The 12,553-nt window shown below is 63.4% G+C and carries 10 protein-coding genes; 7 read left to right on the plus strand and 3 right to left on the minus strand.

Features of this window, described 5'->3' with window-relative positions:
- Positions 1-3 precede the first annotated feature (3 nt).
- The 3 genes from AC56LV_RS11505 (at position 4) to AC56LV_RS11515 (ending at position 5,042) form a co-directional block, all read left to right on the plus strand.
- Positions 4-1,179, plus strand: coding sequence for a dipeptidase (locus AC56LV_RS11505; protein WP_499557730.1), 1,176 nt, complete (start codon positions 4-6; stop codon positions 1,177-1,179).
- Positions 1,180-1,450: 271 nt separating this feature from the next.
- Entirely contained in the window at positions 1,451-3,127 is a 1,677-nt protein-coding gene (locus AC56LV_RS11510; protein WP_499557732.1) for a methyl-accepting chemotaxis protein, read from the plus strand.
- Between the two features lie 259 nt (positions 3,128-3,386).
- On the plus strand, positions 3,387-5,042 hold the full coding sequence (locus AC56LV_RS11515) for a methyl-accepting chemotaxis protein (protein ID WP_499557734.1): 1,656 nt from the start codon (positions 3,387-3,389) through the stop codon (positions 5,040-5,042).
- A 46-nt stretch (positions 5,043-5,088) separates the two neighbouring features.
- Here the strand turns inward: AC56LV_RS11515 and AC56LV_RS11520 are convergent, their stop codons facing one another.
- Positions 5,089-6,030: a LysR family transcriptional regulator gene (locus AC56LV_RS11520; RefSeq protein WP_499557736.1), complete on the minus strand. Its 942-nt coding sequence runs from the start codon at positions 6,028-6,030 to the stop codon at positions 5,089-5,091.
- Between the two features lie 129 nt (positions 6,031-6,159).
- Between AC56LV_RS11520 and AC56LV_RS11525 the strand changes: the two genes are divergently transcribed.
- The 4 genes from AC56LV_RS11525 to AC56LV_RS11540 are packed head-to-tail and all read left to right on the plus strand — an operon-like array spanning position 6,160 to position 10,278.
- On the plus strand, positions 6,160-7,479 hold the full coding sequence (locus AC56LV_RS11525; RefSeq protein WP_499557738.1) for a CitMHS family transporter: 1,320 nt from the start codon (positions 6,160-6,162) through the stop codon (positions 7,477-7,479).
- 32 nt (positions 7,480-7,511) lie between these two features.
- The gene (locus AC56LV_RS11530; protein WP_499557740.1) at positions 7,512-8,849 is read left to right on the plus strand and encodes an acyclic terpene utilization AtuA family protein; all 1,338 of its coding nucleotides are present in this window, start codon (positions 7,512-7,514) and stop codon (positions 8,847-8,849) included.
- 1 nt (position 8,850) lies between these two features.
- Entirely contained in the window at positions 8,851-9,153 is a 303-nt protein-coding gene (locus AC56LV_RS11535; RefSeq protein ID WP_499557742.1) for an AtuA-related protein, read from the plus strand.
- 48 nt (positions 9,154-9,201) lie between these two features.
- Complete coding sequence (locus tag AC56LV_RS11540) at positions 9,202-10,278, plus strand: porin (RefSeq protein WP_499557744.1); 1,077 nt, start codon at positions 9,202-9,204, stop codon at positions 10,276-10,278.
- Between the two features lie 20 nt (positions 10,279-10,298).
- Here AC56LV_RS11540 and AC56LV_RS11545 read toward each other — a convergent pair whose 3' ends face one another.
- Both AC56LV_RS11545 and AC56LV_RS11550 read right to left on the minus strand, forming a co-directional pair.
- Positions 10,299-11,741 (minus strand): GDSL-type esterase/lipase family protein, encoded by a 1,443-nt coding sequence (locus AC56LV_RS11545; RefSeq protein ID WP_499557746.1) that lies wholly within the window; start codon positions 11,739-11,741, stop codon positions 10,299-10,301.
- A 33-nt stretch (positions 11,742-11,774) separates the two neighbouring features.
- Positions 11,775-12,518: a transglycosylase SLT domain-containing protein gene (locus tag AC56LV_RS11550; RefSeq protein WP_499557748.1), complete on the minus strand. Its 744-nt coding sequence runs from the start codon at positions 12,516-12,518 to the stop codon at positions 11,775-11,777.
- Positions 12,519-12,553: the final 35 nt, after the last annotated feature.

Below are 12,553 nucleotides of genomic sequence, written 5' to 3' on the forward strand. Positions count from 1 at the left end.
AACATGACGTCCACCATGGCACTGGCCTGCGCACTGCTGGCCGGCTGCGCCACGCCGGCAGCGAATCCAGTCGATCCGACGCACCGCAAACTACTGACACTCGACGCACACCTCGACACGCCCGTGCATTTTGGCCGCGCCGGCTGGGATTTTGGCGCCCGTCACGATCCGGCCACCGAGATCGCGCAACTCGACCTGCCCCGCATGGCCGACGGCAGCCTGGATGGCGGTTTCTTCGTGATCTATACCGAGCAGGGGCCGCTGACGGCGGACGGCTTTGCCGCAGCGCGCCGCCACGCGCTGGCACGCTCGGCGCTGATCGACACCACGCTCGCGCGCCATGCGGACCGCATCGGCGTGGCCACGAGCGCGCACGACGCGCGCCGCCTCGACGCGGCCGGCAAGCTGGTGGCATTCAAGAGCATCGAGAACAGCTATCCTCTCGGTGAGAGCGTGACTGCGCTGGCGCAATTCCAGCGCCAGGGCGTGCGCCTGGTGGGCGTCGTCCATAGTTTGAACAACCAGTTTGCCGACTCGTCGACCGACAAGCCGCGCTGGAATGGTCTGAGCCCGCTGGGGCGCGACTGGGTGGCTGAAATGAACCGGCTCGGGATGGTGATCGACGCGAGCCACGCGTCCGACGCTGTCGTCGATCAGTTGCTGGACCTGTCGCGCGCCCCGCTGCTGCTGTCGCACACCAGTTCGCGCACGAGCTTCGACCATCCGCGCAACCTGGACGATGCGCGCATCCGCCGCATCGCTGCGGCCGGCGGCGCGGTATGCGCATCGACCATTTACCTGGGCACGATGCGCATGAGTCCAAGACGGGGCGAATTGTTCGACCAGATCGACCATATCGGCGGCATGACCCCGGCGCAGCAGACGGCGCTGGGCAAGGAGTGGCTCGCGCTCGAAGCTGCCACGCCGATGTGGAGCACGAGCTTCGACCAATACATGGCCTCGCTGCAGCACCTGATCGACGTCGCCGGCATCGATCACGTGTGCATGGGCGCGGACTTCGATGGCGGCGGCGGGTTTCCCGGATTGGCCGATGTGTCGCTACTACCGCGCATCACGGCGCGGCTGAAAGCTGGTGGGATGTCGGACACCGATCTGGGCAAGCTGTGGAGCGGCAACCTGCTGCGTGTACTGGATGCAGCGGCCAAGGCGGCGCAGTGAGCAGGTCAACCTGCCATAGCCCCGTGTTATGGCCGGTCACGTCTCGTGCATTGGTTCGTCGACAACTCCGATATGCAATCGTTATCGGATCATAGCAACCAAGTATCATATTGTTTCGCGCAAGCAACAATTATCGATATTGCCGGATTTTTTGATATCCAACCAGCTTGTCTGCGTTTACGCTTGCCGCTGTGCACATGCGTTCCCGGCACGGTGCACGCCCCGGCTTCACCAGGTTGCCGGGGCATCACTTGCTACCTCAACGGATATTATGAAAATCAACGATCTCAAAATAGGCGTCCGCCTCGGCGGCGCTTTTGCCGCCGTGCTCGCCCTGATGGTCCTGATGCTGGGCGTCGCCTTCTCGCAGCTCGACCGGATCGCCGACGCCAAGCAGACCATGGCGCAAACGTCCTACCGCGCCAAGCTGGCCAAGGAGTGGAGCCAGGGCACCGTCACCAACAGCGTCAGCACCGTTGCCAAGTACAAGAGCATCGATCCGGCTGACGAGAAGTACCATGACGCGCAGATGAAAGTCATCAGCGACAGGGCCGGCAAGCTGCAGAAAGAACTCGAATCCCTGGTCCAGAGCGAACAGGGCAAGGCGCTGCTGGCAGAAATCGCCACTGAGCGCGCCAAGTATTCGGTGATGCGCAACGAGGGCTTCAAGATGAAGAGCGCGCTTGGCGCCGACAACGCCGAGGTCAAGGCGTTCTTCGAGACCAAGGTCATTCCCGAAATGCGCCTCTACGTTGCCACCATCGAGAATCTCGCGACCTACCAGGAGCAATTGTTCACTGATGCGGACACCAGCATCGACGCCATCGTCGTGTCGGCAACGCGGATCCTGATCGGCCTGGGCATCGCGGCGCTGGCCATCGGCGCGGCCTGCGGCTGGCTGCTCACGCGCAGCATCACGCGTCCGCTGGCGCATGCAGTGGGCCTGGCGCGCCAGGTGGCCTCGGGCGACCTGACGGCGGATATCCGCGCCGAATCGCGCGACGAAGTGGGCGACCTGGTGCTGGCGCTCAAGACCATGAACGACAACCTGCTCAAGACCGTGACTGAAGTGCGGGCCGGCACCGAGACCATCGTCACCGCATCGCAGCAGATCGCCTCGGGCAATCTCGACCTGTCGTCGCGCACCGAGCAGCAAGCCAGCTCGCTTGAAGAGACGGCGTCGTCGATGGAAGAACTGACCAGCACCGTGCGCCAGAACGCCGACAATGCGCGTCAGGCCAATGTGCTGGCCAAGAATGCCTCGCAGATCGCGGCGCATGGCGGTGAAGTGGTGTCGCAGGTGGTGACCACGATGGCGTCGATCAACGCGTCGTCGAAGAAGATCGGCGACATCATTGCCGTGATCGACGGCATCGCGTTCCAGACCAATATCCTGGCCCTGAATGCAGCGGTCGAAGCGGCGCGCGCCGGTGAACAGGGGCGCGGCTTTGCGGTGGTGGCCAGCGAAGTGCGCAACCTCGCGCAGCGCTCCGCCGCGGCGGCCAAGGAGATCCGCGGCCTGATCAGCGACTCCGTCACGAAGGTCGAGGCCGGTGGTCGTCTGGTCGACGAAGCCGGCGTGACGATGCAGGAAATCGTGCAGGGCATCGGGCGCGTCACCGACATCATGGCGGACATCACGCTGGCCAGCGCCGAACAGTCGACGGGCATCGAGCAGGTCAACGAAGCGATCACGCAGATGGATGGCGTGACGCAGCAGAATGCGGCGCTGGTGGAAGAAGCCGCGGCGGCGGCGGCATCGCTGCAGGAGCAGGCCACGACGCTGGCGCAGCTGGTCAGCGTGTTCAATGTCGGCAATGGCAGGCCGGGTGCCGCACGCCAGGCTGCGCAGCCAAGCGTGGCCGGGCGTTCACTGGCCGTGCGCAGCGCAACACCATCGCGCATCAATGTCGAGCGGGTCGAGGACGACGAAGACGCCATCGCCTGATGCTGTCTGCCGCAACGGGCCGCCCTGGCCCGTTGTGGCGCATGAAATAATCATCTTTACACCGTTATTATGCGCGTTACCTGCCCAAGGTAATGTTCACATATTATTTCGTTTACCCTCAGCAACACATTCAGTGAATTTTTCATTTCTGCTGACAATTCTCCTCAATCCGAGATTATTCTGCAACAAGGGTTGCCTGTAAGTACGATTACTTGAAGGCCCCACGATCGTCTCCCCTATTGTCAGGAATGGAATAGAAATGAACATCAAGGACCTCAAAATTGGCACCCGCCTGGGTGCGACGCTCGCCATTATCGTGGCCCTCATGGCCCTCATGGCAGGCAACGCACTATGGCAACTCTTCCAGATTTCAAATGCGAAGACAGAGATGTCCGAGGCCTCTGAAAAATTCATGCTGGCCACACAATGGCGCCAGGGTGTGGCGGTCAACCGGGTCAGCACCATCGCCCGCTTCAAGAGCACCTCCCCCGAAGACGAGACCTACCACGAGCAGGAAATGAAGGCGATCAGCGCCAACGTGAGCAAGGTACAGGACGAGCTGGAATCGCTGATAGAAAGTGACGAAGGCAAGGCATTGATCGCCACCGTGGCGACGCGCCGCACGACCTACATTGACGCGCGCAACACGGCTTACAAGCTCAAGCGGGAACTGGGCCTGGACAATCCGCAGGTCCAGTCACACTTTGAACAAAAAGTGATGCCGGCAATGCTCGCCTACACCGAAAGCGTCAATCAAGTCGCGGCCTTCCAGCAGATGCTGTTTACGGCTGCCAATGATCACATCGAGGTTCTCGACCAGTCTGCACGGCGCTCGCTGATCGTACTGAGCCTGATCGCGCTGGTCGTCAGTATCGTGCTCGGGATACTGCTTGCGCGCAGCATCACCACCCCACTCAAACGCGCCGTGAACCTGGCGCGCCAGGTTGCTTCCGGCGACCTGACCACCGAAATCCGCACCGAGACCCGCGATGAGGTTGGCGACCTGCTGGACGCCCTCAAGACGATGAGCACGAGCCTGCACAAGACCGTGAGCGAAGTGCGCGCTGGTACGGAAACCATCGTCACCGCATCGCGCCAGATCGCGTCGGGCAATATGGACCTGTCGTCGCGCACCGAGCAGCAGGCCAGCTCGCTGGAAGAAACAGCGTCGTCGATGGAAGAAATCACCAGCACCGTGCGCCAGAATGCCGACAATGCGCGTCAGGCCAATGTGCTGGCCAAGAACGCATCGCAGATCGCGCTGCATGGCGGCGACGTGGTGTCGCAGGTGGTGTCCACGATGGCGTCGATCAACGCCTCGTCGAAGAAGATCGGCGACATCATTGCCGTCATCGACGGCATTGCATTCCAGACCAATATCCTGGCCCTGAATGCCGCCGTGGAAGCGGCGCGCGCCGGTGAACAGGGTCGCGGCTTTGCCGTGGTGGCCAGCGAAGTGCGCAACCTTGCGCAGCGCTCGGCCGCTGCGGCGAAGGAAATCCGGGGCCTGATCAGCGACTCGGTTGCGAAGGTCGATGCCGGTGGCCGCCTGGTCGGTGAGGCAGGCACGACGATGCAGGAAATCGTGCAGGGCATCGGGCGCGTGACCGACATCATGGCCGAGATCGCGTCGGCCAGCGCCGAGCAAACGACCGGCATCGAGCAGGTCAACGAAGCCATCACGCAGATGGATGGCGTGACGCAGCAGAATGCGGGGCTGGTCGAGGAAGCGGCGGCTGCGGCGGCGGCGCTGCAGGAGCAGGCGACATCGCTGGCGCAGCTGGTCAGCGTGTTCAATCTGGGGCACGGCGACGCGCCCCGCGCTGGCGCCAGCCGCTCGCTGGCGCTGCACGCGCCAGCCCCGGCACGTGCCGGTGCCAGCATGATCAAGGAACACGAAGGCGCCATCGCCTGATGGTGTCTGCCGCGGCAAGCCGCCCTGGCTTGCCGCAGCGCGTTGGCTAGATGCGCAACCCCGCATCGACCGGCTTCGCGCCGCGCTGCCTGCCATTGGCCGACAGCCGCGCCTCGATCAATTCGAGCATGCCCTGCGCGGCATGCGATAACGCCCGGTCCTTGCGCTGGACGATCAGGATCGGGCGCACCACGGCCTCTGCATCGAGCGGAATGGCAATCAGGTCCAGACTGCGGAACTGGAACAGCGTCAGCTCCGGCACCAGACTCACCCCGAGTCCCTGCCCGATCAGGCCCGCCACCGTGGCCAGGTGCTCGACCTCAAGCCCGGAATGGCGCACGTCGAGCCCCCGCGTCAGTTGGTCGACGTGCTGGCGCACGCTGGTCGATGGCGCAAGGTGAATCAGTTCGCAGCCCACCAGATCCGGCATCCGGATCTTGCGCTTGCGCGCCAGCGGGTGGTCGCGCCGGCAGACAAAGAAAAACGGATCGCTGCACAGGGTGCGGGTTGAAAATTCAGCCAGGTTCGCCCCGGGCGCCGTCAGCGCCAGATCGACCCTGCCCTGGCGCAGCAGATGCAGGCACTGGTCCGACAACGCATCGAACAGCTGCACCGTGATGCCGGGATAGGTGGCCTTGTAGTGCGCGATGACCTCGGGTATGCCGTTGGCCGCCAGCGACGGCAACACGGCCAGCGCCACCCTGCCCTTGCGCCGCGCGATGAAGTCGCCCATGTCGGTGAAGGCCGCGTCGAGGTCGGCCAGCAGGGTGCGCGCCACTTCCACGAACAGTTCGCCTTCGGTGGTCAGGGTGACGTTGCGCGTGTCGCGCTGGACCAGCTTGGCGCCGACAGTCGCCTCGAGCTTCTGGATCACGGCGCTGAACGCCGATTGCGACAGGTGGCAACGCTCGGCCGCCTGGGTGAAATGCCGGTGCTGCTCCAGCGCCAGGAACGCCTGCAACTGCTTGGTGGAGATATTCGGAAGCATCGCGCCTGCCACTTATCGAAAAAGCCGCACAATCAATCGGAAAAATCCATTTTACAACAAAAACCAAGCCCCCCCAGAATGGCCTCAAGTGCTGCATCGATCAGCACATACAATAAACTGGAGACTTCCATGCTGGCCTTCCTCGGCTTTCTGACTATTTTCGCCCTGCTGTTCGTCATCCTTGGCAGGAAGATGTCTGCGCTTGTCGCGCTGATTGCGATCCCTGCACTGACTGCACTGATTGGCGGCTTCGGCGCCGAGATCGGCACCTTCATCACCGACGGCATCAAGGCGATCGCACCGGTGGCCGGCATGCTGCTGTTTGCGATTCTGTTCTTCGGGATCCTGACCGATGCCGGCATGCTCGACCCGATCGTCAACCGCATCCTGAAGATCGTTGGCACCCACCCGGCCCGCATCACGCTTGGCACTGCGGTGCTGGCGGCAATCGTTCACCTCGACGGTTCCGGCGCGGTCACCTTTCTCGTCACCGTGCCGGCGATGCTGCCGCTCTATATCAAGCTGAAGATGGACAAGCGCATCCTGGCCTGCATCGTCGCCATGTCGGCCGGTGTGGCCAATGCCCTGCCATGGGGCGGCCCGACGCTGCGCGCGTCGGCCGCGCTGCATATCCCGATGGCCGAGCTGTATCTGCCGATGGTGCCGGTGCAGATCGCCGGCATGCTGTTCGTGTTTGCCTGTGCCTGGATGATGGGCGTGCGGGAGCAGCGTCGTCTGGGGCTCACCGGGGCCACGCCTGCCGGCGCCGGTGGTGGGATGGGAAGCCATCACGTGCCCGAGATCGACGAGGCACAACAAAAGCTGCGCCGGCCCGGGCGCTTCATTCCCAACCTGCTGCTGGTGGTGATCGTGCTGGCAACGATGATCAGCAATGTGCTCAATCCGGTCGCCTGCTTCATGTTCGGCACCGTGCTGGCCCTGATGATGAACTACCCGGATGTCGCCGAACAGCGCGCCCGCGTCGATGCGCATGCCAAGGCCGCCCTGATGATGGCGAGCATCCTGTTTGCCGCCGGCGTCTTCACCGGCATCATGAAAGGCAGCGGCATGCTCACCGCCATGGCCCAGGTGCTCGCGGCCAGTATCCCGGTCAGCCTGGCGAGCCACCTGCCGTTCGTCACCGGCCTGGTGTCCATGCCGCTCAGTTTGGTGTTCGATCCGGATTCGTTCTATTTCGGCGTGCTGCCGGTGCTGGCCGAGGCTGGCAATACCCTCGGCGTGCCGCAGGTGCAGCTGGCCCAGGCCGCGCTGCTCGGCCAGATGACGACCGGCTTTGCCGTCAGCCCGCTGACACCGGCAACCTTCCTGCTGGTCGGACTGGTGGGCATCGACCTGGGTGAACACCAGCGCTTCACGATTCCATATCTGCTTGCCACTGCGGTATTCATGACCTGCGTCGCCGCGCTGATCGGTCTGTTCCCGTTCTGACGCACCCATTGACCCTTTCGAAAGACTGCACCATGAAAACCCTACGCATCGGCTGCGGCGCCGGCTATTCGGGCGACCGCATCGAACCGGCGCTTGAACTGGCCGAGCATGGCGACCTCAATTACCTCGTGTTCGAATGCCTGGCCGAGCGCACCATCGCCCTCGCCCAGCAAGCCCGGATGAAGGATCCTGCGCTCGGTTACGACCCGCTGCTCGAAGCGCGCATGCTGGCAGTGCTGAAGCCCTGCGCCGACAGGGGCATCAGGATCATCACGAACATGGGCGCGGCAAACCCCCTCGCGGCTGCTGCCAAAACCAGACAGATCGCCGTCTCGCTCGGCCTTGGCCACCTGAAGATCGCCGCCATCACGGGCGACGACGTCCTTGAGCAGCTGCGCCAGGGCGACTACCTCGACGACACGGGCGAACCGGTAGCGGCACTGGGCAGCCGCCTGCTGTCGGCCAACGCGTATCTGGGCGCGCAGCCGCTGGTCGACGCGCTGGCGCAAGGCGCCGACATCGTCATCACCGGCCGTATCGCCGACCCGGCGCTGGTGCTCGCACCGGCCATCCACGCCTTTGGCTGGGCGATGGACGACTGGCAGCGGCTGGGCCAGGGCACGCTGGCCGGGCACCTGCTCGAATGCGCCGGCCAGGTGTGCGGCGGCTACTTTGCCGACCCCGGCGTCAAGGACGTACCAAGCCTGGCGCGGCTGGGTTTCCCGCTCGCCGTGATCGGCGAGGACGGCAGCGTCGAGATCACCAAGGTGGCCGGTTCGGGCGGCTACGTGACCCGCGCCACCTGCACCGAGCAGCTGCTGTACGAAATCCACGATCCGGCCGCGTACCAGACGCCGGACGTCGTGGCCGATTTTTCGGCGGTGACGATGACCGAGTGCGCACCGGACCGCGTCACGCTGCAGGGTGCCAGCGGCCATCCGCGCAGCGGCATGCTGAAAGTATCGATCGGCTACATCGACAGCTACATCGGCGAAGGCCAGATCTCGTACGCGGGGCCAGGCGCACTGGCGCGCGCGCGCCTGGCGCAGGCGATCGTCGCCGAACGGTTCGCACTGACGGGCGTCGCGCTGACCGAGGTGCGCTACGACCTGATCGGCGTGAATGCGCTGCATGGCGACCGTGACGGGCCGGACGCCGCCGAACCGCGCGAGGTGCGGCTGCGCGTCATCGGCCGCACCACCAGCCTGCAGCAAGCGATGCGCATCGGCAACGAAGTCGAAACTCTGTACACCTGCGGGCCGGCGGGCGGCGGCGGCGCCACCCGATCGGCGCGCGAAGTGATCGCGATCCGCTCCACCCTGCTGCCTGCCGCGCAGGTCAGCCCAGTGATCCATTTCGAGGAAACCTGACATGAAACTTCGCGACATCGCGCATTCGCGCGCCGGCGACAAGGGCGACATTTCCAACCTGTCGTTAATCGCGTTTCACGCGGCCGATTACGCACTGCTGGAACAACAGGTCACCGCCGAACGGGTACGCCGGCATTTCGCCGGCATCGTGCACGGCGAGGTGACCCGCTATCTGCTGCCGCAACTGGGCGCCATGAACTTCGTCATGCACCAGGCGCTTGGCGGCGGCGTGACGCGCTCACTGGCCCTGGACGCGCATGGCAAATCGCTCAGCTCGATGCTGCTCGACATGGAACTCGACTGAATCGCCATGCCACCACGCTGTAACCCATAAAAACACACGGAGACAACCATGAAATTATCACCGGCGATTCCGATCGTCATGCTTCTTGCTGCCAGCGGCGCAGCCACGGCCCAATCCAATATCACGATCTATGGCATCGCCGACGCAGGTATCGTGTCCGAACGCGGCGGCGCAGCCGGCAACGTCACCAAAGTCAGTAGCGGCGTCGCGTCTGCCTCGCGCCTGGGATTCAAGGGATCGGAAGAACTGGGCGCGGGCGTCTCGGCGCTGTTCGTGCTCGAGGCCGGGATCTCGATCGACACCGGTGCGCTGGCCTCGTCCGGCCAGGCCTTCAACCGCCAGTCCTTCGTGGGGCTGGCCAGCAAGGACGCCGGCAGTCTGACGGTCGGGCGCCAGTACACCCTGACCTACAACGCCCTCGGTCAGGTCGGCGATCCATTCGGCAGCGGCCTGTCGGGAAGCGCCAAGAACCTGTTCCCGGTCGCGGGCGCCAATCTGCGCGCGAACAATTCGATCATCTACACGACGCCCGTGAAGAATGGCTTCAGCGCAGGGCTGCTGTATTCACTGGGCGAGACCGCCGGCGACAGCGAAGCCGGCAGCCAGTACAACGTCAGCATCAACTACGCCAAGGGACCGGTCAACGCCCGGCTGGCGCACAACCATCGCAACAACGACAGCGCCACCCTCACCGGCACCGACAGCGGTCGCAACACGCTGTTCGTGGCGAATGTCGACTTCAAGGTGGTCAAGGTCTTCTTCGCCTATAGCAACGATAAAGGGCTCAACAGCGCGCCACTGAACAATGCGACGCCACTACCGTACGGCAAGGTGTTCCGACCGAGCCTGCGCGGCGACGACACGCTGGTCGGCGTCACCATCCCGGTCGGCCCGGCGGGCACCATCATGACGTCGTACATCCGCAAGAATGACAAGACCGCGCCGAACCAGGACGCCGCCCAGTATGCGGTGGGCTACGTGCATGCGCTGTCCAAGCGGACCAGTGCGTACACGTCGTACGGCATGATCGACAACCGGAATGGCGCTGGCTATACGGTGGGTAACAATGCCGAGACCGGCTCAGGTGACCGGGCTTTCAATATCGGATTGCGTCATACGTTCTGAACGTGACGGTGGCGGTGACATCATAGAATCGGCGCATCCACACGCAGCAGCGTCTCTCGCGCAGTCGGCGTTGGCAAGGGCACCCAGCCCATGTCCATGACGAATTCACGCGCCAGCTGGCGGTAGCCGGCTGGTGTAAAGTGAATCAGGTCCTTCGCCATCCAGGCTGGTGTTTGTTGCGCCCAATAATAGGACTGCCCGCGTCCGCCCATCGCATCCTGCATGCTCCAGGCGATACAGCCGGCCTCTTCCGCTACTTCCCGCTGCGTCCGGCCTATCTCGGCATGGATGGTGGCAAAGCGCATCAGATCGATGTCGGGGACGCGGCCTGCCTTGCGCCGACGGGTGTTGACGGAGCGCGGCACCAACACGCCGCGGTCACCTGGCGCAATCAGGATGCATGTCGCGGCCGGGAATACGGCCCGCATATTGCGGACAGATTCGGTCAGGGTGTTGCGGTAGGCTGCAAGGTTGAACGGCGCAGCGTTGCCTTCGTTAGTCCCGAATTCGAGCATCACCAGCTGATAGGGCCGCTGCACGAACCAGCGACGCAGATAATCGATATCGGCGGACTTCCAGCCGGCAACCGTCGCGCCCGGATAGCCGAACACATCAATCTCGAATGGATGGGCTTGGGGCGAAGACAGTTCAAGGCCCTGGAAACGCAGGGCGCCTGACACCAGGCGCAACCTGACTTGGGAGATGGGCTGCCCGGCCAATAATTCCAGCACTGCCGGCCCTTCTTGTCCATCAAGGATCACGGGCTGTTCGGACCCGCCATCGACGCTGATCGCCAGATGAACCGGCGCACCCGTTTGCTGGTACAGAATCCGCACGCGTTCATACCCCGGCGCCTTCGCATCCTTCCGGACGTCCCACGCCAATGTGGAATCTGGCTGATCGCTGAACATATTCATCAGGCCAGGACCCGGAGCGGTTGTATTGCCGCGCCCGAGATAGCCAGGTTCGTATTTCCATTGCGGAGACACGCAAGAACGACGGATTGGAAGGCGTATGCCGGCGCGGCCCATATTGGCCGGCAACAATACGTTCGACACCGCATCGCCTGGTACGTTCAGCTGTTTGACCAGCTCTTCGCTGAAGAACCCGGCAGCCAGATGGCTGTCGCCCCAGATCGCCATGCGGTACGGTTGTCCGGGAAAATTCGGCCTGAACGACGGCGGTAGCGTGCCTCGCCGCACCGAGGGACCGTCAGTCGTATCCGTCTGTGTCGGGCGTTTCACCGGCACGGGAAGCATGTCGGGATCCGGTATTTCCATGGGATCCGGATTCTGCGCGGCGGCGGGCCGCTTCGACGGCGCCCTTGGTTCGCATACCAGATCCTTGAAGCCCGCCTGGGCCTGCACTTGAAGCTGGATGAGCGCCGGCGCCGCCGTTATCTGCTGGGCTGCTGCACTGTGTACACCAGCCATGGCCAGGACCAACCACATTACGTTTCGCATAAACTTCTCCGTGCACTGCCAGCAGGCAGCGACTTAGTTGACCGGTACAAAAGAACCCGATGACACCTGGTTGAGCAGGCGCTGCTCGGCCCTGACCCTGTCGATGTAGGCGTCGCTGGTTGCGCCGCCGCCAAAATAGAAACGCAATGCTTCGGTTTCTGAGCCGCCCTTGAGCTTGCGGAAATCCCGCAGGATCTCGGCGCCCACCTTCAGGCTGACGACGGGGTCGAGAAAGGCCGTCTTTCCGCCAAATTTCTCATAGCGTTTGGCATGAATCCTGGGCATGACCTGCATCATGCCCTGTGCGCCAGCTTCGCTTTGGATATATGGATGGAAATTGGATTCGATGGCCATGACGGCGATGAGCAAATTTGGCGAGAAGCCGTATTTTTTGGCAAGCAGGTCTGCTTCGACGACGAGGATTTCAATCACGCTGGCGGACACTCTGTATTTGGCGCCAAGCCACTTGGCGACAGCGGCCTGCGATCGTGATGCCGGTCGGTAGACACGCATCTGTGGGTCGACGCGTGCTGACGGGGCAGGAAACGGCGCGGCCCCCGTTCCCGATGCAGGTACAGAGGCCGGCGCCGCTGCCGCAGCGGGTGCTATCCTGGGGCTGTCTATCGGTGCTTCGGTACGTGCAGGTTCAGCGCGCGGTGTTACCCGCTGCAGCATGTCAGCGACACTGGATGGATAGACGAGCCAATACAGCACGAGCGCCAATGCCAGCAGGCCGAGTGCCCGTATTAGCAGTATCAAATTTTTTACAGCAAACATTCAACTCCTTTAATGCGCCGCCCGGAACGGTCGGC

This window comes from Telluria sp. RB2R28 (assembly GCF_059685835.1).